The sequence below is a fragment of the Prauserella endophytica genome (assembly GCF_005146945.1).
Classification (GTDB): domain Bacteria; phylum Actinomycetota; class Actinomycetes; order Mycobacteriales; family Pseudonocardiaceae; genus Prauserella_A; species Prauserella_A endophytica.
The window spans coordinates 1-23,608 of sequence record NZ_SWMS01000025.1 but is presented as its reverse complement, the minus strand read 5'-3'; the positions used below and the strand labels follow the sequence as shown (position 1 = coordinate 23,608).

21 protein-coding genes are annotated in these 23,608 nt (G+C 70.2%); 8 read left to right on the top strand and 13 right to left on the bottom strand.

All coding sequences use genetic code 11. The features are described 5' to 3' along the window. Window positions 1-22 precede the first annotated feature (22 nt). From FCN18_RS31075 to FCN18_RS31050, 6 genes are all read right to left on the bottom strand, one after another. Entirely contained in the window at window positions 23-793 is a 771-nt protein-coding gene (locus FCN18_RS31075; RefSeq protein WP_199543385.1) for an IclR family transcriptional regulator, read from the bottom strand. Further along, on the bottom strand, window positions 790-1,575 hold the full coding sequence (locus tag FCN18_RS31070; protein ID WP_206078018.1) for an alpha/beta fold hydrolase: 786 nt from the start codon (window positions 1,573-1,575) through the stop codon (window positions 790-792). The genes FCN18_RS31075 and FCN18_RS31070 overlap by 4 nt, the downstream gene beginning before the upstream one ends. Then, window positions 1,572-2,429, bottom strand: coding sequence for an alpha/beta fold hydrolase (locus FCN18_RS31065; RefSeq protein ID WP_137096749.1), 858 nt, complete (start codon window positions 2,427-2,429; stop codon window positions 1,572-1,574). Before FCN18_RS31065 ends, FCN18_RS31070 begins: the two co-directional genes overlap by 4 nt. Further along, window positions 2,426-3,376 (bottom strand): DODA-type extradiol aromatic ring-opening family dioxygenase, encoded by a 951-nt coding sequence (locus FCN18_RS31060; RefSeq protein WP_112265260.1) that lies wholly within the window; start codon window positions 3,374-3,376, stop codon window positions 2,426-2,428. The genes FCN18_RS31065 and FCN18_RS31060 overlap by 4 nt, the downstream gene beginning before the upstream one ends. Then, the gene (locus FCN18_RS31055) at window positions 3,373-4,668 is read right to left on the bottom strand and encodes a M20 family metallopeptidase (protein WP_112265261.1); all 1,296 of its coding nucleotides are present in this window, start codon (window positions 4,666-4,668) and stop codon (window positions 3,373-3,375) included. Before FCN18_RS31055 ends, FCN18_RS31060 begins: the two co-directional genes overlap by 4 nt. Before the next feature lie 103 nt (window positions 4,669-4,771). Continuing rightward, on the bottom strand, window positions 4,772-5,956 hold the full coding sequence (locus FCN18_RS31050) for an aromatic ring-hydroxylating oxygenase subunit alpha (RefSeq protein WP_137096748.1): 1,185 nt from the start codon (window positions 5,954-5,956) through the stop codon (window positions 4,772-4,774). Between the two features lie 138 nt (window positions 5,957-6,094). On the opposite strand from FCN18_RS31050, the gene FCN18_RS31045 reads away from it, so the two are divergent. The 4 genes from FCN18_RS31045 to FCN18_RS31030 all read left to right on the top strand — a co-directional run bounded on the left by FCN18_RS31045 (window position 6,095) and on the right by FCN18_RS31030 (window position 10,788). Further along, window positions 6,095-6,952: an alpha/beta fold hydrolase gene (locus FCN18_RS31045; protein WP_112265265.1), complete on the top strand. Its 858-nt coding sequence runs from the start codon at window positions 6,095-6,097 to the stop codon at window positions 6,950-6,952. Between the two features lie 199 nt (window positions 6,953-7,151). After that, window positions 7,152-8,642, top strand: a complete 1,491-nt coding sequence (locus FCN18_RS31040) for a dihydrolipoyl dehydrogenase family protein (RefSeq protein WP_206078017.1) — start codon at window positions 7,152-7,154, stop codon at window positions 8,640-8,642. Window positions 8,643-8,661: 19 nt separating this feature from the next. Then, entirely contained in the window at window positions 8,662-9,906 is a 1,245-nt protein-coding gene (locus tag FCN18_RS31035; protein WP_112265269.1) for a serine hydrolase, read from the top strand. Window positions 9,907-9,933: 27 nt separating this feature from the next. Further along, complete coding sequence (locus tag FCN18_RS31030; protein ID WP_112265271.1) at window positions 9,934-10,788, top strand: SDR family NAD(P)-dependent oxidoreductase; 855 nt, start codon at window positions 9,934-9,936, stop codon at window positions 10,786-10,788. A gap of 11 nt (window positions 10,789-10,799) precedes the next feature. Here the strand turns inward: FCN18_RS31030 and FCN18_RS39275 are convergent, their stop codons facing one another. Both FCN18_RS39275 and FCN18_RS31025 read right to left on the bottom strand, forming a co-directional pair. Beyond that, window positions 10,800-10,967, bottom strand: coding sequence for a hypothetical protein (locus tag FCN18_RS39275; RefSeq protein ID WP_158303200.1), 168 nt, complete (start codon window positions 10,965-10,967; stop codon window positions 10,800-10,802). Window positions 10,968-11,034: 67 nt separating this feature from the next. Further along, the gene (locus FCN18_RS31025; protein ID WP_112265273.1) at window positions 11,035-11,694 is read right to left on the bottom strand and encodes a YdcF family protein; all 660 of its coding nucleotides are present in this window, start codon (window positions 11,692-11,694) and stop codon (window positions 11,035-11,037) included. A gap of 368 nt (window positions 11,695-12,062) precedes the next feature. Here FCN18_RS31025 and FCN18_RS31020 point away from each other — a divergent pair, with 368 nt between their 5' ends. Then, a complete protein-coding gene (locus FCN18_RS31020) occupies window positions 12,063-12,617 on the top strand; it encodes a Uma2 family endonuclease (RefSeq protein WP_137096747.1) in 555 nt (184 codons plus the stop codon). Here the strand turns inward: FCN18_RS31020 and FCN18_RS31015 are convergent. Together FCN18_RS31015 and FCN18_RS31010 are read right to left on the bottom strand one after the other, a co-directional pair. Next, a complete protein-coding gene (locus tag FCN18_RS31015; RefSeq protein WP_137096746.1) occupies window positions 12,614-13,540 on the bottom strand; it encodes a serine hydrolase in 927 nt (308 codons plus the stop codon). The two genes, FCN18_RS31020 and FCN18_RS31015, sit on opposite strands and share 4 nt — an antisense overlap. Further along, a complete protein-coding gene (locus FCN18_RS31010) occupies window positions 13,537-14,478 on the bottom strand; it encodes a LysR family transcriptional regulator (protein WP_112265279.1) in 942 nt (313 codons plus the stop codon). Before FCN18_RS31010 ends, FCN18_RS31015 begins: the two co-directional genes overlap by 4 nt. Window positions 14,479-14,582: 104 nt before the next feature. Here FCN18_RS31010 and FCN18_RS31005 point away from each other — a divergent pair, with 104 nt between their 5' ends. Continuing rightward, window positions 14,583-15,161, top strand: coding sequence for a D-alanyl-D-alanine carboxypeptidase family protein (locus FCN18_RS31005; protein ID WP_113644572.1), 579 nt, complete (start codon window positions 14,583-14,585; stop codon window positions 15,159-15,161). Between the two features lie 71 nt (window positions 15,162-15,232). After that, on the top strand, window positions 15,233-15,928 hold the full coding sequence (locus FCN18_RS31000; protein ID WP_137096745.1) for a hypothetical protein: 696 nt from the start codon (window positions 15,233-15,235) through the stop codon (window positions 15,926-15,928). A gap of 196 nt (window positions 15,929-16,124) precedes the next feature. Here FCN18_RS31000 and FCN18_RS30995 read toward each other — a convergent pair whose 3' ends face one another. Then, on the bottom strand, window positions 16,125-17,201 hold the full coding sequence (locus FCN18_RS30995) for a hypothetical protein (RefSeq protein WP_137096744.1): 1,077 nt from the start codon (window positions 17,199-17,201) through the stop codon (window positions 16,125-16,127). 70 nt (window positions 17,202-17,271) lie between these two features. Further along, entirely contained in the window at window positions 17,272-18,771 is a 1,500-nt protein-coding gene (locus FCN18_RS30990) for an MFS transporter (RefSeq protein WP_158303199.1), read from the bottom strand. 295 nt (window positions 18,772-19,066) lie between these two features. On the opposite strand from FCN18_RS30990, the gene FCN18_RS30985 reads away from it, so the two are divergent. Next, window positions 19,067-19,639, top strand: coding sequence for a GrpB family protein (locus FCN18_RS30985; RefSeq protein WP_228714222.1), 573 nt, complete (start codon window positions 19,067-19,069; stop codon window positions 19,637-19,639). 251 nt (window positions 19,640-19,890) lie between these two features. On the opposite strand, the gene FCN18_RS30980 is transcribed toward FCN18_RS30985, so the two are convergent. Next, a complete protein-coding gene (locus FCN18_RS30980; RefSeq protein ID WP_137096742.1) occupies window positions 19,891-23,076 on the bottom strand; it encodes an alpha-L-rhamnosidase in 3,186 nt (1,061 codons plus the stop codon). Window positions 23,077-23,608 lie beyond the last annotated feature (532 nt).

Here is a 23,608-nt window from a genome sequence, read left to right as displayed (position 1 = left end):
CGGGTCCGCGCACCGGACCTGCTCAGCGCGTCGCGCGCAGCGTGCGGGCGATGCCGTTCGCGGCGGTGCGCAGGGCCCCGGCCACCTGGGCGGCGTTCATCCGTGTGGTCGGCGCGGTCACCGACAGCGCGCCGATGGGGCTGCCGTCGACGTCCGGGACGGGTACCGCGGTGCTGGCGTAGCCGAGCCGGGTCTCCTCCCACTCGGTGGCGATGCCGCGCTCGCGGATCTTGTCGAGCTGCCCGCGCAGCACGGCGGGCGAGGTGATGGTGTGCCTGGTCAGCGGGCGCAGGCCCTTGCCGACGACCTCGGCGAACAGCTCGTCGGGGGCGTGGGCCAGCAGCATCTTGCCGGTCGCCGTGCAGTACATCGGCAGCCTGCCGGCCACCCGCGACTGCTCGCTCAGGCCCCGGTGCACCACGATCTTCTCCAGGTACAGCACCTCGGTGCCGTGGCGGATCGCGAAGTGCACGGTCTCCTGCGTCGCGAGCAGCAGGTCCTCCATGTACGGCAGCGCGGCGTCGCGCACGATCCGCTGCCTCGGCACGCGGTGGCCGATCTCGAACAGCTTGAGCCCGAGCCGGTAGCCGGTGCCCGCGCGTTCGAGCAGGCCCCACGCCAGCAGCTCCTGCGCCAGCCGGTGCACGCTGGCCTTGGCGACGCCGGTGCGGCGCACCAGGTCGGTCAGCGACAGGGACACGTCGTCGACCGTGAACGCCTCGATGATCAGCTGTGCCTTGCCGAGCACCGAGTTCATCGTGGTGGTGGGGCCCGGCGGCGAAACGACAGTCATGTCAGGAACCTCGCGATCACTCGCACGACCTCTTCGGCATGCTCCTCCATCAACGGAACCATGCCGCCCTCGACAATCACCACCTTCGCGTTGTTCAGGCGCGATGACAATGCGTCGAGCTGAGGAAACACGTGCGGATCGGCCGAGGCGCCGATACAGAGCGCGGGTGCGGAGACCTTGCCGATGCGCTCCTCCATGCGGTAGCGGCCCACCGCGTGGTGCCCGGCCTCGACGTCGTCGCCGAGCACGAGCGCGTCGCGCACGAACCGCGTGAGCAGGTCGGGCCTGCCCTTCGGGTAGAAGCCCTGCCTGCGCTGCCAGAGCGTCGTGAGGTGCTCGCCGTCCTCGCTCACCGGCACGTGGTCGATCGGGGGCCGCTTGGCGCGGGCCTCTCGCGAGGCCGCGTCGACCCACGGCGTGGACGAGAGCACGAGCCGGTCGACCCGTTCCGGCGCCGACGCCGCGACCTCGATCGCCACGACCCCGCCCGTGTGGTGGCCGACGAGCGAGACGCGGTTCAGACCGAGCGCGTCGAGGAACTCCAGCACCGCGGCGGCATAGTGCTCGATGCCGTGCTCGGCGGGCGGGGCCGATCGCCCGAACCCCGCGGTGTCCATGGCGATCGCGCGGTGCGTGACGCCGAGCAGCGGCAGCACCTCGCGGTACTCGTCCCACGAGCGGGGCGTCTGGTGCAGCAGCACCACGGGCGCGCCCGTGCCGCACTCGGCGTAGTGCAGCTGCCCGAGCGAGGAGTCGGCGTAACCGAACCGGATTCCGGTCACGACGCCTCGGCGAGGAACTCGAGGCTAAGCGGGTTGTAGCGGTCGGCCTGCTCGTGCTGGGGCCAGTGCCCGCACTCGGGGAAGATCTCCAGCCGGGCGCCGGGGATCGCGTCGGCGATGGCGTGCGCCTCGGGCACGTCGCCGAACGGGTTCTTGTTGCCCCACACCACGAGCGTCGGCGCGCTGATCCTCGCCATGCGCTCAGGACGCAGCAGGTTGCGCTCGCGCGTCTCGCTTTCCTGCAGTGCCAGCAGGTTGTGCAGGTTCTTCTGGAACTCCGGCCGGTGGTAGATGTCGTAGCGCACCTCGGTGAGCTCGTCGCCGAGGTCGTCGTCCCAGTCGGCCCACAGCAGCCGCAGCCGTTTGCGGGTGAGCTCGATGTCGTCCTCCAGCGACGCCGCGGTGGTGGACGTCTTGAGCCGCTGCATCACCTCGGGGTTCACCTTCGTGCCGCCCATGCACAGCAGCTGCAGCGTCGCGACGCGCTCCGGGTGCTCGCTCGCCGTCCACGCCGCGACCCAGCCGCCGAGCGACTCGCCGACGAGGTGGGCCTTCTCGGCGCCCACGGCGTCGAGGTAGGCGAGCAGGTGCTCGACGTAGGCCGGGATCTCACCGGGCTTGTCGGGCTTGTCGGTGTAGCCGTGGCCGAGCATGTCGATGGCGTGGCAGCGGTAGCGCCGCGCGTGCGGCCCGATGTTGCGGACGAACGCCTCGAGGTGGCCGGTGGTGCCGTGCAGGAACACCAAATGCTCACCGTTCTCGGGCCCGGCCTGCAGCGCGCGCGTGCGGATGCCGCCCGCGTCCACATAGGCCTGCCGGAAGTCCACATCGGCCAGTTCGGTCCAGATACTCACGCGTCACTCCTCGTTGCCGGGTCCAGAACGGCGACCCCCATGCCCGTCAGCCACTCCGGGATCACCTCGTACGCCAAGCGCCGTGCCGGCACGTGGTCGAGCGCGGCGGCCATGGCGAGCCAGGTGCGGATCTCCTGAGCGCCGTTGCCCGCGACCTCCTCGAGCCGCTCGGTGCTCCAGTGGGTGAGGCGGTGTGCCTCGCCCTTCTCCAGCAGGCTCAGGAACTCGTCGTCGAACTCGGGGTTGACCGCAGCGCTGGCGGCGCGGATGATCTCGCGCCTGCGTGCGTCGTAGTCCTGCCAGTTGTCACGCCCGTCGAGCCACGCGCGGACCATGAACTCCTCGTCGTCGCCCTGCGGAGCACGCCAGTCCGGCCACGGCAGACGGTGCGACAGCCCACCGGAGGCGATCACCGCGACGCGGCGGTCGCCCGCGAAGCCGAGCACGGCCTCGCGCACGGCGGAACCGAGGTCGGCGCACCGGGCGAGCGTGGGCAGCGGGTGCGCGAAGACGTTCACCACCACGGGCACGATCTCCACGTCGAGCCCGGCGAGCAGGTACTGGATGGCGTGGGACTGGCCGTGGTCGATCTGCAGCCGCGCCGAGAACGCGGCGTCGAACCGGCCGCTCTCCACCAGCGAGTTGGCGACGTGCCGGGCCAGCGGCACGTCAACGGGCTGCGGTCCCTTGGGCGTGCCGGACTCACCGCTGGCGACGCACTCACCGACGCCGATCGTGAAGCTCGGGATCAGATCGAGCCAGAAGCCGCGGAAGTGGTTGGAGCCGATGATCACGGCCGTGTCGGGCGCTGCGGCGGCCAGCTCGTCCCGCGCCGTGCCGAGCGCGTCGCGGAACCGCTCGGCCTCTGCCTTGTGGACCGTCTGCTCCCAATGGGTGTTCATGAGCGTGCTGTGTGACGCGCCCACGCCGAGCACGATCTCCGTCATAGCCCCACCTCGCTTCGCGTCCTCGTCGTCGTGTCCACGGCCGTCCGCACCAGCAGGCGAGTCAGCCGCACCATCTCGTTGACGTCCACGGTGTTCATGCCGAGGGAGAAGTCCTCGGCGGCGTGGGCGACCTTGGGCATGCCGACGCGCACGGTCGGGATGCCCCGGTTGCGCAGGATGTTGGCGTCGGTGGCGCCGCTGTTGCCCCGGATCACCTCGTGCGGGCGACCGGCGATCTCCTCCCACGCCGCGATCGCGCTGCGTGCGACCCACGAGTCCGGCGGCGTGTGCGTGCCGGGGATGGCGAGCACCAGCTCAGCACGGATGTCCGGAACGGACAGTTCCTTGCCGATCTCCTCGAGTGCGGCGAGGAGTTCCCGTTTGGCCGCCATGGGCGAGAATCCGGGCGGTAAGCGCAGGTCGGCCCGCATCCGGCATGCGGAGGGCGTCGTGGCCGCCATGCGCCGCCAGCCGCCCTCGATCGACGAGACCACCCCCTGAGGGCTGACCGTGCCGCCCGTGTGCCGCTCCGCGAACTCGGCGAACCACCGCTCCAGCCGCACCGCGACCTCACCGGCACGGGCGATCGCGTTGGCGTAGGGCAGGCGGTGGCGGGAGCCGACGTAGGTGTGGGTGCCGCCGACCTCGATGTCGAACCAGGCGAGGCCCACCTCCTCCCACGACACGGTCCAGCCCGGCTTTGCGATGACGGCGAAGTCGGTCCAGCCGCCCTGCTCCAGCAGGAACGAGCAGCCGACGCCCTGCCCGGTGTTGCGGCGGGCGCTCGCGGGCAGCGCGTTGGTGGGCATGCCCCCGGCACCGAAAGCGACCACGAGGTCGCCCGTGAGCGGCACGCCCGCACGCGCGATCGCCTCGGCCGCCATGGCCACGCACGCGGCGTGGCCCTTGGGGTTGGATGCGCCGAGGCCGGTGACGAAGTCGCCGTCGTGCCGGGCCTCGGGTCGCATGTCGGGGCGCAGCTCGGGGCCGATCCACGGCACGTCCTGCTCGGGGTCGCCGGTGGTGAGCGTGTCGATGGGCGCGTAGAGCATGAGGTCGGGCCCGGTGCCGTCGCCGCGAAGGCGGCCGAGCGCGTTGGCCTGGTGCTCGTCGATCGGCTGGGCCGCGGCGGGCACTCCGGCCGCGGTGAGCGTGCGCGCGAGGTGCTCGGCCAGCGGCGCCTCGAACCCGGTGGGGCTGGGCACGTCGACGATCCCCGCGATCAGCTCGCGCAGGCGCTCCGGGGTGATGTGCCGGGACGCCTCGGCGACCCAGCCGTCCCGCTCGCTCACTGGTTGATCCGCCTGACCTGGGTGTTGGAACGGCGGGCCAGTGCGCGCCACGCGAACGGAGCCGCCACGGCTGTGCCGCCCAAGACCAGCACCAACAGGATCCTCACGACGGCTCTCCCTTCAGCGCGGCCAGCTTCTGCCTGGTGGTGGACTCGGCGAGGTTGCGCCACGACGTGAGCGACACGTCGGGGCGGTACAGCTTCTCGGGCGGCGCGTCGGTGACGTCGACCATCCACGCGTCCTGACCGGAGAACTGCCCGTGGAAGAGCCACCGGATCGCACCCAGGTACTTCGCGTAGAAGCGGGCGGTCGCCACGCCCTTCAGGAAGTTGACCATCACGCCCACGTACCGGTGGTTGTCGGCGTCCACGGGCACGTAGAACTCGTAGTGGATGAACTTCGGGTACACGATCCGCAGCACACCCGGCATGGACAGCGACGCGAACCCGGGGAAGCCCTGCTTCTCGATCACCGGGTCCACCTTCTTCGGCGTGCCGGTGTTGCCGACGTTGAACGTGCCCTTCGGCGGGCGCAGCTTCCACCACCGCTTGCCGGTCCAGTGCCCGACGCCGGGGAAGTCGGCCTCCCAGTGCACCTCGTCCTGCACGCGGTAGATCCAGCGGCCCTCCGGGACCACGCGCGTGATGTTCCAGACCGGCATGGGCTTGAACAGCCGCCACAGCGACGTGCGGTGCAGGTACTTCGCGTGGCCCTCGTCGAAGCCGTTCTCGCAGGCGAAGCGCCAGTTGCCCGCGCGAGGGTCGATGCGCCCGCCCATGACGAACGCGTTGTCGACCAGCTCCTCGGGCAGCTGCTCGTCGATCGGCGGCGCGGCCTCGCCCGCCAGCGGCACGTACACCCACACCATGCCGAGCCGCTCCGCCACGGCGTAGGTAGGCACCCCGGCCTTGCCGCGGATGGGCGAGTCGGGGCCGTCGGTGATGACCGCGCAGAGCTTGCCGTTGGTGAGGTCGAACGTCCAGCCGTGGTACGGGCAGCTCACGGTGCCGGGGAACTGCTGGTTGCCCAGCGAGAGCGGCACGCCGCGGTGCGGGCAGCGGTCGTGCAGCGCGTACGCGGTGCCGTTGTCGCGGATCAGGGTGATCTTCTCACCGCAGATCGTGAACGCCTTCGGCTTGCCGGTGACGTGGCTCGACCACGTCACGGGGTACCAGTAGCCCCGGAAACCCTCGGCCGCGGCGTCGTAGTTCGGCCATGACGACCAGTCCTGGCGGCCCGGCAGCTTCGGCCGCGTGCGGGTGGCGCCCTCCTCCAGACGTCGTGCCATCGCGTCGTCCTCCAGAACTCTCCACGCCGGTGTCCGGGCATGATGGGCTCGCCGGTGCCGCCGTGACTACGCCTTCGGTTCGCTGAGCAGACCGCGGCCGTTGGAGCTGGGGCGAGTGCGACGGCACGATCGGCCACCATGACGTCCACGGAGCCGTTCCAGAGTCGTTACGCCGAGGCCGACGGGGTGAAGTACCACTACCTGGAGGCCGGAGAGGGCAGCAGGCCCGCGGTGTTCCTGCACGGCGGCGGTCCCGGCTGCACGGGCTGGTCCGACTTCGGCCCGGTGGCGCCGCTGTTCGCCGAGGACCGCAAGTGCTACCTCGTGGACATCCTGCAGTACGGCCGTTCCGAGAAGTGCGTGATCACCGGGCCGATGTGGGACTTCCACGCGGCCAAGACCGTGGCGCTGCTGGACACGCTCGGGATCGAACGCGCCGACCTCGTCTGCAACTCGTGGGGCGGCACCATCGCGCTGAACCTGGCGGCGAAGTACCCGTCGCGGGTACGTTCGCTCGTGGTCACCGGGAGCATGCCGGTGTTCCACGGCCCGCTCGCGCCGCTGCCCGAGGGCGGACGGCGCGGCCGCAACGCGCGCGACGCCTACTACGGCGGCACGGGCCCGTCGTGGGAGAAGATGCGGGAGCTGATGGCGCGGCTGGAGTGGTACGACGCCGAGGCCATCCCTTCGTCGACCGTGACGATGCGCTACGAGCAGAGCCTCGACCCGGAGGAGATGGCGCTCGCCGCGGCGTCGGACAACCCGCGTGGCGAATGGCAGGACCTCTCGGCCGAGCTGGGCCGCATCGAGGCGCCGGTGCTGTTCGCGTGGGGCATGCACGACGCGTTCCTCACGCCCGACTACCCGCTCATGCTGGCACGCATGGTGCCGCGCGGGCAGCTCTACGTCATGGACCACGCGGGCCATCACCTCCAGGAGGAGCGGCCGCACGAGTACTACTCGGTGGTGACGGGCTTCCTCGACGCGCAGTACTAGGCACCCGCAGTACCAGGCACCCCTTCTGCAGTGAAGGCCACCTTCACTGCGTGGAATCAAACGCAGCGGCGCGGAGCGCCTCCGGTTGGGTGGTGGTGGGAGACGGGCGGGCGCAGGCAAGGTGGCCTTCACTGCGGTTGGAGGGCACCTTGTGGTTCGCTGGCGTCCGGAGCTTCCTACTGGACCCGAGGAGACCCGGATGGCCGCATCGGTGGACCCCGATCGCACGGAGTGGGACGTCATCGTTCTCGGCGGCGCGGCCGCCGGGGAGAACGCCGCCCAGTACGCGACGCAGTTCTCCGGCCTGAGCGCCGTGCTGGTGGAGGCCGCCCTGCTCGGCGGCGAGTGCTCATACTGGGCGTGCATGCCGAGCAAGGGTCTGCTGCGGCCCGTCGAACTGCGTGACGCGGCCCTGCATCTGCCCGGCACCGCAAAGCTCGCCGAGGCACCTCTCGACATCAGCGAGGTGCTGGCCAGGCGCGACGCGATCGTGCACGACCTCGACGACACCTCCCAGATCGACTGGGCCCTCGGCGCCGGGATCGACGTCGTGCGCGGCTACGGGCGGCTCACCGGCGAACGGACGATCACCGTCACCGGCGAGGACGGAACCACCAAGGACCTCACCGCCCGGCACGCCGTGGTGATCGACACCGGTTCCTCCGCGGCGATCCCGGACACCCCCGGCCTGCGGGACGCGCTGCCATGGACGTCCCGCGATGTCACGAACCTGCACGAGGTGCCCCGTCGCGTCGTGATCGTCGGCGGCGGGGTGGTGGCGTGCGAGGCGGCCACGTGGCTGCGCGGGCTTGGCGTCGCCGAGCTGAGCGTCGTCTACCGGGGCGAGCGGCTGCTGCCGCGACAGGAGCCGTTCGCCGGTGAGCTGGTGGCCGACAAGCTTCGGGCCGACGGGGTGCGCCTCCACCCGAACGGGCAGGTCACCTCAGTCGAGCGCCCGGACGCCCGCGACACGGGCGTCGGCCTCACGCACGGCGGCGAGGTGCGGGTGACCCTCGACGACGGCACCGTGCTCGTCGCCGACGAGATCGTGGTGGCTGCGGGCCGCGCCCCGAACACCAGCGACATCGGCCTCGACGCCGTGGGTCTGAGCGCGGGCGGCTACCTGGCCGTGGACGACCGGCAGCAGGTGACCGGAGTCGACGGGCAGTGGCTCTACGCGATCGGCGACGTCTGCGGCAAGGCGTTGCTCACCCACATGGGCAAATATCAGGCGCGCATCGCAGGCGAGGTGATCGCCGCCCGCGCGGACGGCAAGGAGCCCGACGACGACCTGAGCACCGCGACGGGCCACGCCGCGACACCACAGGTCACCTTCACCAACCCGGAGGTTGGCTCGGCCGGGCTCACCGAACGGCAGGCCCACGAAGCCGGCGTCGACGTGGAGACGGTGGAGTACGACATGGCCGCTCTCGCGGGCACATACGTGCAGCGCGAGGACTATGCGGGCCGCGCCAAGCTGGTACTCGACCGCGCCACGGACACGATCGTCGGAGCCACGTTCGTGGGGCCGGGCATCGCGGAGCTGGTGCACTCGGCGACGGTCGCGATCGTCGGCAAGGTGCCCCTGTCGGCGCTCTGGCATGCCGTGCCCAGCTACCCGACCGTGAGCGAGACCTGGCTGCGCCTGCACGAAACGCTCAACGCCGCTCGGCGTTCGCCCGGAGCGTGATGCTGGTACAACCGTCCGAATGAGACGAAGACCCCTCCGTTCGCTCCTCTGTGCATCGCTCGTGGCGCTGCTGCTCGGCGGCGCCACGCCAGGGTTCGCCGCCGACGGGCTGGTAACCCACCACGACCTCACCGCCCGCGCGTTCGCCAACTGGACCCACCGGCACCAGGACGAGGGCTATCGCCTGGTGCGCGTCGAGAGCCGCGAGACGCCGCGGGGCACGCGCTACACCGCCACCTGGCAGGTGCGGGGCGAGCGCAGGGACTGGCCGCTGCGCGAGCAGGTCGACGCGCGCATCTCCCACGAGCTCGCCACCACCGGCGTGCCCGGCATCGCCGTCGCCGTGATCGAGGACGGCCGGCTGCGGTACCTGCGCGGGTTCGGACACGCGGACGTGAACGACGACGTGTGGATGGACGGCACGATCGTCGGCCCGTACAACTCCGTGAGCAAGGCGATCGCGGGTGCGCTGACCTTCGACGTCGCCGAGGCGAGCCGGGGCGCGCTCGGCCTGACCGACAGGACGCGCGAACACCTGCCCGGGCTGCCCGCCCACCACACGCACACCGTCGGCCAACTGCTGAACCTGCGCGGCTGCGTGGGCCACTACGCGCACATCCCCGCGGCCACGTTCGACGAGCCGCCGTACGAGACGGCCGGCGCGGCCGTCGCCGAGTTCGCCGACAGCCCGCTGGTGTGCGAGCCCGGTGAGCGCTGGCACTACAGCACACACAGCTACGCCGTGCTCGGCGCCGTGCTGGAGGCCCACCTCGGCGAACCGATCGGGGCCATTGTGGACAGGTGGGTCACGCGCGGGTACCGGCTGCCGAGCGTCCGGCCCATCGACCTCTCCGACACCTCTGTCCGTCGGATGACCCTGTACACGGGCGACAACCGGGAGCTGCGGCCCGCCGACTCGACGTACAAGGTGCTCGGCGGCGGACTGGAGGGATCGGTGCTCGACATGGCCCGGTTCGGACAGCGCATCGTGGACGGTGACGTCGTCGGCGCGGCGGCACTCGATCGGATGCTCTCCCCGCCGGATCGGCTGAGCACCTACGCCTACGGCTGGACCACCGGAACCGAGGGAGGCCACCGGTTCGCCGACAAGGACGGCGCGTGGCCCGGAAGCCGCACCTACCTGCGGATCTATCCGGACGACGACGTCGTGGTGGCGGTTCTGTCCAATCGCGAGAGCGGCGGGCACAGCCCCGTGCGGCTCGGCCGGGACATCGGCGCCCTGGTGCTCGGCCAGTTGGACTGAAACCCCGCGGGTGCTCAACATGTAGCGATGGGCGTCCTCGAAGGCAAGGCGGTGGTGATCACCGGCGCCGGGCGCGGGCTGGGCCGGGCCTACGCGATGCACGCGGCAGGCCACGGCGCGGCCGTCGTGGTGAACGATGTGGACGGTGAGCTGGCCGAGAAGGTCGCGGCCGCCATCGTCGCATCGGGCGGGCTGGCACTGTCCAACGGCGACTCGGTCGCCCACTACGCCGGGGCGCGCGCGATCGTCGAGGCATGCGTGGAACGGTTCGGCGCACTCGACGGCCTGGTGAACAACGCGGGCCTGAACTACCAGGTGCCACCGTGGGCCGACGACCCTGACCGGGTGCGGGCGCTGGTCGAGGTGAACGTGCTCGGCCCGCTGTACTGCGGCATGGCCGCGATCCCGGTGATGCGGCGGCAGGGTCACGGCGTGATCGTCAACATCGTGTCGGGCTCGATGCTTGGCAAGAGCAACGGGGCGGCCTACTCGGCGTCGAAGGGCGCCACGGCCGCGGCCACCTACTCATGGGCGACCGACCTCTCCGCCGAGGGCATCCGGGTCAACGCGGTGAGCCCGCTGGCGTGGACGCGGATGGTGGAGGCCGACGCCGTGGAGCGCGAACGGCTCAGCCGCGACCACACCCCGGAGCGGGTCGCGCCGCTCGTGACGTACCTGCTGAGCGACCTGTCCGCTGGCATCACGGGCCAGGTCGTGCGCTCCACGGGCGACGCGCTGCACCTCGTGCGCCAGCCCGCAGTGAAGGAACCGGTGCTGCGCCGCGAGACGTGGGAGGTGGAGGACATCGCGAGGGCGTTCCAGACCGAGCTCGCGGACGTGCTCGAACCGCCGCCCGCGCAGCGCTGGCGGCTGCCCCGCTGAGGGGCTGATGCTCAGGCCGGCGTGTGGCCGCTCTCCTCGTCGTCGGAGGGCACGATGTCCCTGGCGGCCTGCCGCTCGATCAGCTTCTCGTCGTCCCTCGCGGCGGCCTTGGCCTCGTCGATCAGCCGCTGCGACTCCGCGAGCTTGCTCTCGTCCGGTCCCCTCTTCTCCTCCGGCACGTCGCGCTCCCTTCCGAACCGGCGTCTGCCGTTCCGGGGCTTACCAGCGCGCGGCGTGGGCAAACCTTCAGCGCACGAGGCGGCTGGTGAAGCCGGCGTCCACCAGCCGGGCGCACGCGCGCGACACGGTCGGGGGCACGTCCTGGGCGATGGCGAAGCCGCGCCGGGCGTACTCGGTGATGCGCTGGGTGTCGCCGACCAGCATGTCGATCACGCGGTCGGCGTCGCCGATGCTCTCGATGTACTCGTCGAGTGACAGCGGCCGGGACGCGCACCGCACCTCCACTCCGGGCCAGCGCTTCCTCGCCGTCGCGTACGCGCGGCGCTGCTGGTAGGGCTTGCACACGAGCAGCACGGAGGAGACCTCGATGCCCTCGTCGGCGAGCAGGCGCCTGCTGAGGTCGATGTTGTCGCCGGTGTTGCGGGCGGCGGGCTCCACGAGGATCACGTCGTCGGGCACGCCGAGCTCGAGCGCGTGCTCGCGGTAGTGCACGGCCTCGCCGCGCGGGAACCGGTCGATCGTGGTCGGCGCGTTGGCCCCGGTGAACACCAGCAGCGGGAACATGCCCTGGTGGAACAGCCGCGCGGTGTGGGTGGCGACGCCGAGGTCGTGGCTGCCCAGCCCGATGCCCACGTCCGAGGGGCGCAGCTCGTGGCCCAGGTCGTGATAGTCCCACAACGTCCGCACATCGGCCCGGAGCGAGTCCGGGAGCATCGGCGTCGACATCGGGGTCCTCTTGGTCGGTGGCCGGGGTCCGGCCCAGTGTGGCAGGGCCGGACGGTCGCCGAACGCTCAGGCGGCATCGCCAGGAAGGTTGCCAGGAGCACGGCAAGAGATTGCGGCCGAGAGTACCCCCGTCGACGATTCGCCCAATTCGCCATCAATACGCGTTCGGCGCAGCGCACGACAGAAAGTCGTTCCCGGGTAACCAACGCGAAACCCCTGGTCACTCGGGGTGGTGACGCGGGGCGAGCAACCGCGCGGTTCGCTGCTCCGTTGGTGTTCACGGGCACCCGAGACCACAGCGGTTCGCAACATCGAGCCTCTAAGCTGTTGCAGTCCGCGTTCGGAAGCTACGCGATTTTGGGGAGAACATGGCATCGGTCCCGGTTTTCGGACATCGCGAGCCATTGACGCGTAGGGATCTGGAGTCGATCGCGGATGAAGGACACCGCTACGAGTTGGTGGACGGGGTGCTCTTGATGAGCCCATCGCCTCGCCCTCTCCATCAGCGCGTCGTGGCTCGCGTGCTCGCCGCAGTGAGCGTGAACTGCCCCCGGGACTGCGAGGCGCTGCCGGCACCGGTGGACGTGGTGCTGGCCGACGACACGGTGCTCATTCCGGACGTCGTGGTGGGTCGCCGCCGCGACTACACCGAACGCGCGCTGGTGGGGGTTCCGGTGCTGGCGGTCGAGGTGATCTCGCCGTCGAGCAGGCTGATCGACACCGAACTCAAGCGCGCCCGCCTCGCGGGTTCCGGCTGCCCGAACTACTGGCTCGTCGACCCGTACGTGCCGAGCGTGCTGTGCCTCGCCCTGCGCGACGGCGCCTACGTCACGCTGGAGAAGGCCGAGCGCGACCAGGCCGTCGCCGTGACCGAACCCTTTCCCGTCACCCTCAGCCCGGCCGACCTCGTCTCCGAGTACTAGCTCCGCAGGGCCTCGAACGCCGACCGCGCCGCGGCTCCGATCGCGAGGTCGATGTCGTGGGCGATGCTGGCCCGGCGCGCGGAGCGGGTGAGCGCGGCGATCGCCACGCGGTCGCCCGATTCGGCGGTCACCACGCCGATCTCGTGACGAAGGTGCAGGAAGGTGCCGGTCTTGCCGCTCACTCGCACCGTGTCGGCCCGCAGGTCGCTGGAGAGCCGCTGGTTGAAGACCTGCAACGCCATCAACCTGCGCAGCTCGGCAGTGGCGTCGGGGCGGGAGACCTCGTCGAGCCAGCAGCGTTGCAGCAGCTCGACGAGTGCCGTCGCGCTGCCGACATTGGCGTGGGCGGGATCGAGCGTCTCGATCGAGTGCTGCCCGGCGGCGTCGTCGCGGATCGCCAGTTCGAGTGCGAGACCGAAGTCGTCGCCCGCGACGCCCGCGGCGCACTCGTACATGCGGTGCATGCGGTGCCGGATGCGGATCCCCGTGCAGCCCCAGTCGCGCAGCCGCCGGTCGACGTGCTCCACGCCGACGAGATCGAACAGCGCGTCGGCGCTGGCGTTGTCGCTGACGGTGAGCGTCAGGTGCAGCAGGTCCCCGACGGCCAGCGTCGCGGGGTAGCGGAACGCGGCGACGCCGCTCGGGCCGAGGCTCTTGGTAGCCGGGTCGATGGTGATGGCCAGCGCCGGGTCGAGGTCTCCCTCCGCGATCCCGTCGAGCACCACCAGTGCCAGCGGAACCTTGGCAACGGAGGCGAGCGGCACGGGGGTGTCCACGTCGAAGCCGAGGTGCTCACCGGTGTCGAGGTTGCGGGCGAGCAGGTGACCGGTCGCGCCGACCTCCCGCCAGTGCTCGGCGATCGACTCGGCGACGGGGAGCAGGTCGGCGGTGCTGGCGACGAAGGCGGGCCTGCGGGAGCTCATCCGCGGGCCGCCAGCCGCGCGCGGGCGTCCGGAATCTCGACGTCTCGGTCCACGGCCTTCCCCGCAGGCTCGGCCCCGGCTCCCACCGCGGCGACGAGCAACGGTTCGAGCCACGCGGGCACGTCGCGGTTTCCCGTGCTGGCGAGCTCGTATCCACGATGGAGAGTCGCGTCCGCCAGTGGCGACCACGCCAGCCCGTGGCGCCGCGCGAACGGTTCGGCGCACAGCAGCATGGCGTGTCCCGCAAGGGTTTCCGCCACGGCGGTGGCGGTGGAGGCGGCCCGGCGGACGCGTCCTTCCGCGAGCCCGGCACGGGCGGCGGCCTTGTCGAACCGCTCCGCAGCGAACCCCAGCCCGTCCTCGGCGGTGAGCAGGATCGGCGGTGCCTGCTCGGCGACCGCGCCGCGCCGGGGCCGCAGGCTCTCCAGGTGAACCGCACGCCTCGACGTGGGAGCGGCGGTGGCCAGCCCGAGCGGAACACGGTGGGACGCGGACTCCGGCGGCACCCGCAGCAACGCGAAGGCCAGGGAACCGGCGGCAATCCCGTCCGCCCGCTCCTCGGCGGACAGCTCCCGCACACTGATCGTCACCCCACGCCCGGCCCCGGCCCTGATGACGCGGGCGAGTCCGGCCGGATCGCAGTCCGGCGGCACGCCCACCGGCTGCGACGCCGAGGCCAGCGCGGCGCTGGCCACCTGGCGCAGGTGCTCGACACGGCTGAGCACGTCCTTCGCGTGCGGAAGGAGCTGGATTCCGAGGTCGGTGCTGGTGATCTGGCGCCGGGACCGGTCGAACAGCTCGCCGCCGAGGTGCTGCTCCAGCGTCTTGATCCGCCTGCTGAGCACGGGTTGTGCGACGTAGAGCAGGTCCGCGGCCCTGGAGAAGCTGCGCTCCTCCGTCACGGCGACGTACGCCTCGAGGTGCGCGAGCAGGTCCACCAGCAACGAATATCAAAAAGCTATAGCTCGTTCAAATCTAACTCTTGGACATACGAGCTCTTCCGCTGCTTGGCTCGAAGCAGATCCTGGCGAACGGAGTGCCGATGACCCCTGCCATCCGAACCCACCGCGCGGTGCTCGGCGCGTACCTGGCGCTGGCGCTCGCGGCAGCCGTGGTCCTGACGGGCGGGCCCGCCTTCGCGAAGGAGCGCGTTCCGGGGCGGGCATCGGTGATCCTCGACGAGGTCGTGGGACCGGAGACCGGGCCGGTGTGCGCACTCGACGAGCGATACGTGAACGAGGAACCACGCGGCCTGCGCCCTGACGTTCTCGCCGCGTGGCATCGGCTGCGCACCGAGGCGGGGAAGCACGGCGTGCGGCTGTGCCTGAACGACGGCAAGCGCAGTGCGGGCCAGCAGCGGCGGGAGTTCACCGACGCGGTGCAGCGGTTCGGCACCGAGGAACTGGCGGCCCGGTACGTCCTGCCGCCGGAGAAGTCCATGCACGTCAAGGGAATCGCGGTGGACGTGCAGCCGCACGCCTCCGCGGGCTGGGTGGAGCGCAACGGGCACGCCCTGGGCTGGTGCCGCCGCTACGAGAACGAGTACTGGCACTTCGAGTACAGCCCGGACCACCGGACGTCGGGCTGCCCCGCGATGCTGCCCAGCGCGACGGGACTGTGAAGTCTGGACAAACCGGACCGACCCGGTCGGAAGTCGCGCGACGCTTGGTCGCGCGAGCTAAGTTGTCGGGCATGACTTACGGGGGTCCCGGACAGGGCTATCCACAGCAGCAGCCCGGCTGGCAGCCGCAAGGCCCGCAGCAGAGTCCGCAGCCGCAGCACGGCTGGCAGCCGCAGGGTCAGCCACCGCAGCAGCTGTACCCGCAGCAGCTGCCACCACAGCTGCCCCAGCAGGAGCCGCCGCTGACGCTGCCGGGCTGGGGCGCCGTTCCGGCCGTGCTGGGCATTGTGCTGGCCGCACTCGGCATGTTCGCGCTGAACTGGATCGACGAGGCGAGCTTCGCGGAGGTCACCAAGTCGATCGACCAGGCCGCCAGCAGCGCGACCAACCTCGACGGCAACGGCAAGCTGGTGGACATCTACTTCCCCATGGGCGCCATCATCGCCCTGATGCTGGCCGCCGTTCCTCCGGCGATGTGGTCGCTCGGCGTGCTTCGTTCCCGGGAGAGCATCCGGAAACGCGGCGGCATCATGAAGAAGAGCCTCAGCGAGGGCAACACCACGCCCACCCGGATCATGATCACCGTCATCGCGGGCCTCTGCCTGCTCTACCACGTGATCAGCCTGCTGATGCTGACCGACAGCGGCGAGCACCTCGACCAGCTCGGCCCCGGTCCATGGCTCCTCGCGGCCGGCGCCGCACTGTCGACGCTGGGCGCCGCGATCGGCCCGCGCGTCCCGCGCCGCCCCGGCTACCAGCCGCACTGATCCGGTCCACCGGTGAGCGACGTCGCGCTCTGCTGCCCGTACGTCAACCTGCCCGATGACGCGTGGGGCAAGGCCGCTGCGACCCACTGGCCCGCTACGGCTCGGCGAGCACGCCGACGAGCTGTTCTACGGCCCTCTCGACCGGCCGTTCGCCGGATGACACGGCGACGGCGACAGTGATATCCACTGTGGACGATCAGGGGCAGCTGCGTTCGAATGTGAGCCGGCCAGTGCACAGGTAGAACGGCGAGGGCGGTGGCAGTGGCTTGCGGTGTCGTAGCCGGGTCAGAACCAAGCGCCACCAGGAGGTTTTCGCGTACGTGCCCGTGGCGAAGATGTGCATGAGGTCTTCGTCGTCGACGATGGCGGGACCGCACAGTCCTGCGGCGTACCACGGCTGCGCGGCGTTGTCCGTGTTGAGCAGGCGGGCCATGGGGCGCCATGAGTCGCGGCCCGCTGGCGGCGTAGGTGTTTCGGTGATCCAGAGTCCCTGGGAGGGGAAGGGGTGGGTGCCGTGCAGGTTGGTGCCGCGGGCGAGGATCATCCGCCATCCGCTGCCGGTGGGGGCGACGCAGTTGTCGAAGAAACCCTCCTCGGTGGAGGCGAAGGCCTCTGGTGCTGCCCAGGAAACGCCGTCGGTGCTTTCGGTGTAGCGCAGCTGGTAGTCGGGTTGCTCGCCACGGCCGACCTCTCCGGGTGAGGAGAGGAACCACATTCGCCATCGGCCGTCGGTGTGGAGGACGAACGGTTCGAACACGCTCGGCCGCTGCTCGTCTCCCTCGACCACGGGTTCCTCGTGACGCTGCCAAGTCCCGTCTTGTCCGCGTTCGAGGAAGCCGATCGCGTAGCGGCTCCGCCGTCCGCTCGAAGCCCGCGTGCGCTGCCCCGCGTAATAGACGCGCTCGACTTGCTCGCCGTCGACCGTGCCGACGACTCGGCTGGGGGTGTGCATTCCACCGCGGTCCCAGGCGCCGCGCCCGCTCGGTGCTCCCAGTAATGCGGCGCGACCCCGTCGGTCGGTGACGAACTCCCAGCGGTCGTCGTCGATGTTCGCGCCGACGGGGAGGCGCGCGTGCACGATGCTGACCTTGAAACGTGTGGTGACGGCGCCGAGGAGCATGTTCCAGCGCCCGTCGGCGTAGAACACGTCGGGATCGCTGACGCCGAGCACGCCGTGCCCGATCCGTTTCTCACCCAGCATGTCCAGCAGTGGCCGCTGCTCACGCAACCGCCAGCCCGGCCCCAGTGCCTCCTGATCGTGATCAGTCCGCATGCGTCTCCTCCCGTCGATCGGATGTGACCGGATTTCCGGATTCCGGACTGGACCGGTCGCCGCCCAGCCTTCACGCCGTCTCTGCTTCGGTCGGCAGAGATTCAGGTTCTGTTCCCGGAACGTCGCGCACGCCGACGGCGATGAGCAGGAGCACGCCGAGGCAGATGACACCGGCGATGCCCAGTCCGGCTTGAAGGCTCAGCCCCATGGACTCGGTCACTGACGCGAGGAACGTCTCGCGCGTTCCTCCGTCCAGCTGTGCCATCACGTCGACCGCGGCACCGGGACTGTCGACCGCTGCTTCGGCCTCAGCGTTGCCGAGCGTTGTGGGCGTGGTGAGCGTGTTCCGGTAAGCCAGTGCTCCGACAGTGCCGACCAGGGCGATACCGGTCGCGGAGCCGAGGGTGCTGCCAAGATCGCGCAGGGCGCCCATGCTCCCGGACCGTTGCAGCGGCGCGCTGGCGACGAGAAGCTCGCTGAGCAGAGTGATGACCGGTGCTCCGGCCCCGACGAGCACCAACCCGACGATGAGGACCACCAGGACGGTCGTCTTCCCTGCGGCGAGCAAAGACAGTGCCGCTGTGATCAGCCCGACGATGGCGATGGCCAGCGAGAGGATCATCGCAGCGCGCGAGCCGAGACGGCGCTTGAGCCGCGGGGTGACCAACGTGACGGGAACGGTGACCGCGGCGGGAACGAACAGCACGAGACCGGCTTGTACGGCGGTGAGTTCAAGACCAATCTGCAGGAACGGGGCGATGAGCACGTCTGGGCCCGCGAAAGCGACCAGGACCAGAAACACCGCGGGGAGAGCGATGCGCACCTCCCGGGAGCCGAGCAGCGAGAGGTCCAGCAGCGGATGCGCCAGAATGCGCTGGCGGCGGATGAAGGCGTATCCGGCGGCAACACCGGTCAGGGCGATCGCCACGTGGTGGGCTTCAACGGTTCCACCGGAGGCTTGCTGGACCCCGTAGATCAGTCCCATCACCGCGATCACGGACAGGGCGATGCTCAGCGGGTCGAGGCGAACCCGCCGGTCGTCGCGGAACTCGGGCAGCGTCCAAGGTGCGACCGCCAGCAGGATGACGGCAGCGGGGACACAGGCGAGGAAAACGGCTCCCCACCAGAAACGGTCGACCAGGAAACCACCCAGAGGCGGGCCGAACGCCATCCCCGCGGTGAAGGCAGCCATGAGGATGGAGAAGGCTCGGGTGAACTGGCCGGCGTCGGGAAACATCGAACGCAGGAGAGCGATCGCCGACGGCGTGATGGCCGCGGTGGAGAGCCCGATCAGCGCACGAGCGCCGATCAACGTCTCGACGTTCGGGGCGTAGGCAGCGATGAGGGATGCCGCGCCGTAGCCGGTCATCCCGTACACGAGCAGGCGCTTGCGCCCCAGTCGGTCGCCGAGTCTTCCCATAGTGATGGCCAGGCTCGCGGCGAGGAACTCACCGACGTGCACGATCCACAGCGCCTCGGTGACGCCGGGCCGCAGGTCGGCTCCGATAGCGGGTTGGGCGATGAACAACATGGTCAGGTCCGTGGAGACCGTGAACAGCGCGAGGGTCATCGCTGCGAGCCCGCACCAAGCTCTCCACGACGCCATGCCAGTGGTGTGGTCCGAAGAAGGCATAGCATTTCAGAATCAGGTGATCGAAGTGCCGATGTCAATTCTATTGTGGAGCTGATCACGCTGGTCCTCGCCGGTCGGTGACCGCCTCTCTGCCGTGAACGGCGACGGCGGCTCGTTCGTCCGGTGTGTCGATGCGCGGCGGCGCGCACGCGCAGGATCGGTTGTCGACTGGCACATCCGTCGCGATATGTTGAAGGGCTTGTCTGCAAGACGGTGATTGAGGTGGTTAGTGGTGACGGCTGGGAACTCGGCCCCGGTTGACGATTCCCGTGGCAAGCCTGATGTCGGCGGTGCGATGGTCCGTGTGCTCGACTACGACCCGGGATGGCCGCAGGCGTTCGAACGCGAAGCCGAGCGCATCCGCTCCGCCCTGGGGCGTCATGCGCTGAGTGTCGAGCACGTCGGGTCCACCGCCGTGCCTGGATTGGCTGCCAAACCAGTGATCGACATACTCCTCGTCGTTGCGAACTCCGCCGCAGAATCCGACTACCGGGCCGCTGTGGAATCGGCAGGTTTCGTTCTCAGGGCACGCGAACCGGAATGGTTCGAACACCGCTTCTTCGACAAGACGCCCGCAGGCTCCAACGTCGGCATAAACCTGCACGTCTTCAGCGCCGGATGCCCCGAGATTCAGCGAATGCTCGCATTCCGCGACCACCTCCGCGCCCATGCCGAGGACAGGGAACTGTACACACGGGTCAAACGTGAACTCGCGCAACGACCCTGGCGAGACATCGAGGAATACGCTCAAGCCAAGAACACGGTCGTCGACACGATCCACTCCCGGATCGACACCGGCGCCTGACCGCGGTGAGCGAGAGGACCTCGGCGAGGCTGCCGCTACCGTACCGGAACGGCGGCCGCGTGGCCCCGTGGTCGTCGTAGCCGGTCGCCTCGCCGAACTGTCCGTAATAGACGGTGCCCGTCAGCGGCGACCCCCACTCACGGCCGCGCGAGTCTGATTGAGTGCGCCCTCGGGCCGCTCACCGCACTCATGACCGCACACTCACGCGGCCGACGCCCGTCGTCGGCTCCACGCCCGCGACGCCGCTGCCGTCAACGCAGCCGTGCGCTGAACCGGTACCGGCCCGGGCCCGCGGCGAAGACCGCGTAGCCTTCCCGGAACGCCGTGAACCGCACGGACCGCGACGTCTGCGCGGACCGGCCGTCGAGCCGGACGCTGCTCGGCCGGACCGTCGGGACGTGGATCACCGCGTCCGTGTTGGCCGGGATGGTGACGTCGAGGTCGACGTCCCGGCCATCGGGCCCGGAGATCCGCCAGGCGCTGCTGATCCGCCCACGTGGGCCGTCGTAGTAGCCCTCGACGCTCGTCAGCGGATGCTCCGGGGTGCCTACCAGCTTCGGCTTGACGACCACGCGCTCGTAGGCCAGCGAATCGGGCTCCTGCTGGATCCCCGCGAGCCCCATGCTGAACCATTCGTCGATCTGGAGCAGGATCATGTGGTTCAGCGACGAGTTGTTCTCCGGCGCGTACCAGTGCTCGGGCACCGTGGTCATGCCGTGCGGGTTGAAGACCGTGGGGAGCAGGAAGGATCCGTAGCCCGGCCGCGTGTCCTCGTGCAGGACCTCCCAGATGACGTCGTCCCGGCCGGCGTTGCTCAGCGCCCGGAAGGTGGGGCCGAGCGAGATCGTGCCGCCGCTGAGGTGCGGTCCCCCGCCGTTCGGGTGATAGTCACGGATCCGCCGGACCAGGTCGTCCAGGACGTGCCGTTCGCTGCCCGCCGGGACCAGGCCGGCCTCCAGGGCGAGGGCGTTCGCCGCCTGCGTGCCGACCGTGCCGGCGTCACCGTCGTTGGTGTATGTGCGGAGGCGGCGGTTGAAGAAGCGGTTGTTGAACGCGGTCCCGATCTCCCGCGCGAGCGCCCGGTACCGTTCGGCATCGGAGCGCTTGCCGAGGGCAGCCGCCAGCTGCGACATCCGTTCGGTCATCACGTAGTAGCCATACGTTCCGACCAGCAGTCCCGGGGTGCTGTCGTCGTGCGCGACCCAGTCCTTGAGCGGCCCGTCGACCAGATGCTCGTCGGCGCCGGAGCCGGCCTGCACGGTCCGCACGAAGTCGTGATAGTCGGTCATGGCCGGGTAGTAGGCGGCCATGGTTTCGGTGTCCCCGTGGTGCCGCCACAGCCACCACGGCGTGATGACCAGCGCGCTGCCCCAGTTGATGTCGTCGCGGTACATCGCCCACTGGCCGTCGAAGATCGGGAACTCCGGCGCGTGTGCGGGAACGAGTCCGGCGTTGGGTCCGTCGACGAGCTGGGCCTCCTTCATCACCCGCTGCATGTGAGCCAGGTAGGCGGTCATCTCGAAGTTGCGGTCGATGGCGTGGATCGAATGGAGCATGTCGGCGAGCCAGCCGAGCTTCTCCCGGTTGGGACAGTCCGTGAAGATCGACAGCATGTTGCTGGAGATCGAGAAGCGACTCATCCGGTGAAGCCGGTTGACGCGGTCGCTGGAGGTGGACACGTCGCCGGAGATCGGCATCGACGCACGGATCTGGTGCATGGTCACGGAGCGCGCGTCCGCCCGGTAGCCGGCGGGCAGGCCGGTGACCTGGACGTACTGGAAGCCGTGGTAGACGAACTCCGTCCGCCACGTCTCGCCGTCGCGGTCGCCCGCGGTGGTGTAGGTGTCGAAGATGTCGTCGTCCGAACCCATGCTCCCCGCGTCGACGGTGCCGTCGGCACGCAGCGACTCCGCCGGCTGCATCCTGATCACGGTGCCGGCCGGGAGCGTCCCGTCGATGTGCAGCTCGGGCAGCGCGGCGGCGTTCTGCCCGAAGTCGAACACCCAGGTGCCGGGGACCGGCTCGGTGACCGAGACGGGCGAGACGGTGTCGACGATCTCGATCGGCTGCCCTCGGCGCCAGGTGATCTCGGTGGCGAGGCTCGGCGGCGGGGCGATCCCGGGCCGAACCCAGCCGGCCGGCGTGCCGTCGCGCCGGGTCGCCGCAGGGGACAGGTCCGCCCCCGGGCGATCCCAGCCCGGCTGCTCGCGCTGGGCGTCGTAGTCGCTGCCGGCGTACCAGTTGTCGGTGACCGTCGGGCCGAGCGTCGTCCACCAGTCCTGGTCGGTCACGATCGTCTCGGTTCGGCCGTCCTGGTAACCGATCTCCAGCCTCGCGATCAGGCGCGGGCTGATCGCCGTGGTCGTCTCGTTGGCCGTGCCGGACCGCGTGACCACCGCGTCGGCCGCGTGCGCGTTGGCCAGCGGTTCGGAGAAGCTGATCACCCCGTCGGCTCCGATGGCGGTGATGAGCCGGCTTTCGAGGTCGGTGCCGTTGTTCCCCGTGTCGATGTTCACGGTGCCGCCGACGCCGAAACCACTCGCGTCGGCGACCATGACGCTCGTGTCACCGGGCGCGGCCGGTACCGCCAACTTCGTGGGGGCGGGAACCTCGCTGGTGAACTTGCGGTACACGCCCGTCCGGCCCACGGCGGCGTTCTTGACGGAACGGACGTTGGAGATGCCGTTGCCGAGCCGGACGCCGAGCGTGTTCGTCCCACGCTCGAGAAGCGCCGTGACGTCGTAGGCGCCGACCTCCACGGACTGCTGCGGGTTGGAGTTGCCCGGCACGAGCACCGCGTCGGTCACCGGGCGGCCGTTCACGGTGGTGACGTAGATCCCGAGGCCGACGATGTAGAGGCGCGCGCGCTCGACGTTCCCGCCGATCGTGAACGTTCGGGCGAAGATCGGCAGTGGGTCGGCGTCGGTCCGGGTGGGATGCTGGATCCACCGTGCCGGTGACCAGTCCTTCCGGTCGAGCAGGCCGGCCTCCCAGAACGACGGAGCGCTCCAGTCCGAAACCCTGCCGTCGGCGTCGCGGACCCGCACCTGCCACACGGCCCGCTGACGCGAGCGCAGGGCCTTCCCGGTGTACGCGACTCCCGTCGAGGTGCTGGACCTGACCCAGCCGGTGTCCCACAGATCCGGTGAAGACAGCCGGTGCGGCGCGCTGGCGACGCGGATCTGATAGGCACTCTGCCGCCCGCGTTCCAGCCGCCAGGCAAGGAGCGGTGAACGGTCGTCCACGCCCAGCGGCCGGTCGAACCTGCCCGCCATCGACAGGCCGTCGATCGTGGTCGAACCTCCCGGTGACGCCAGCGCCTCGGCACCGAGACCGACCCGCGACCCCACGACCGCCAGGCCGGTGACCCCGATGGCCGTCGACTTGAGGAACCGGCGACGGGGCATGCCCGTCGGTTCGGACCGCATCTCAACCATGAAGCAAGCTCCTCACCTCGAGCGCACGACCACCGCGGGCGATCATTGAATCGTTTCATCCCGCCGGGGTGACAATAGGTGTTCCAATGCCGTCAGCCAATGCCTGTGCCGAGACTTGGCCGATTGCGGAAAGGCACTGGATCTCCGAACCGGCCCACACTAAGCTGCCGCCTTCGCCGCGCCAGCCACATCGCGTTGCCCGACGCCTACGAGGGAAATCTGTCGACGAAGCTGGTACCGGACACCCCGCGCCGACCACGGCGGCAGCGTCGCGCTGCGGGCCGTGGCCGGGCGCAAATGGCTTGCTGTGCCCGAATCCGCACACATGTCGCCGGCCTGCGGGGCTCAACAAGCCGGGAAAGACGGCAGCAAAGCGGCACCATGATCAACATGGGGATCTGGCGCACCTGCCCTGAGCTGGGACTTTGGTGGGCCGCCAGGGACTCGAACCCTGAACCCGAAGATTAAAAGCCCGCGGGTTCGATCGCGGTGATCTTGAAACGGCCTTCGATTGCAGGGCTTCTACCTGCGG

What these genes read in the sequence shown, in the direction of transcription:
- FCN18_RS31030 (WP_112265271.1), top strand. Translation starts at nt 9,934, where the DNA reads ATGGGCGTCCTCGAAGGCAAGGCGGTGGTGATCACCGGCGCCGGGCGC.
- FCN18_RS31035 (WP_112265269.1), top strand. Translation starts at nt 8,662, where the DNA reads ATGAGACGAAGACCCCTCCGTTCGCTCCTCTGTGCATCGCTCGTGGCG.
- FCN18_RS31020 (WP_137096747.1), top strand. Translation starts at nt 12,063, where the DNA reads ATGGCATCGGTCCCGGTTTTCGGACATCGCGAGCCATTGACGCGTAGG.
- FCN18_RS31050 (WP_137096748.1), bottom strand. Translation starts at nt 5,956, where the DNA reads ATGGCACGACGTCTGGAGGAGGGCGCCACCCGCACGCGGCCGAAGCTG.
- FCN18_RS31025 (WP_112265273.1), bottom strand. Translation starts at nt 11,694, where the DNA reads ATGTCGACGCCGATGCTCCCGGACTCGCTCCGGGCCGATGTGCGGACG.
- FCN18_RS31040 (WP_206078017.1), top strand. Translation starts at nt 7,152, where the DNA reads ATGGCCGCATCGGTGGACCCCGATCGCACGGAGTGGGACGTCATCGTT.
- FCN18_RS31075 (WP_199543385.1), bottom strand. Translation starts at nt 793, where the DNA reads ATGACTGTCGTTTCGCCGCCGGGCCCCACCACCACGATGAACTCGGTG.
- FCN18_RS31005 (WP_113644572.1), top strand. Translation starts at nt 14,583, where the DNA reads ATGACCCCTGCCATCCGAACCCACCGCGCGGTGCTCGGCGCGTACCTG.
- FCN18_RS31045 (WP_112265265.1), top strand. Translation starts at nt 6,095, where the DNA reads ATGACGTCCACGGAGCCGTTCCAGAGTCGTTACGCCGAGGCCGACGGG.
- FCN18_RS31000 (WP_137096745.1), top strand. Translation starts at nt 15,233, where the DNA reads ATGACTTACGGGGGTCCCGGACAGGGCTATCCACAGCAGCAGCCCGGC.
- FCN18_RS30980 (WP_137096742.1), bottom strand. Translation starts at nt 23,076, where the DNA reads ATGGTTGAGATGCGGTCCGAACCGACGGGCATGCCCCGTCGCCGGTTC.
- FCN18_RS30995 (WP_137096744.1), bottom strand. Translation starts at nt 17,201, where the DNA reads ATGCGGACTGATCACGATCAGGAGGCACTGGGGCCGGGCTGGCGGTTG.
- FCN18_RS31015 (WP_137096746.1), bottom strand. Translation starts at nt 13,540, where the DNA reads ATGAGCTCCCGCAGGCCCGCCTTCGTCGCCAGCACCGCCGACCTGCTC.
- FCN18_RS30990 (WP_158303199.1), bottom strand. Translation starts at nt 18,771, where the DNA reads ATGACCCTCGCGCTGTTCACGGTCTCCACGGACCTGACCATGTTGTTC.
- FCN18_RS31060 (WP_112265260.1), bottom strand. Translation starts at nt 3,376, where the DNA reads ATGACGGAGATCGTGCTCGGCGTGGGCGCGTCACACAGCACGCTCATG.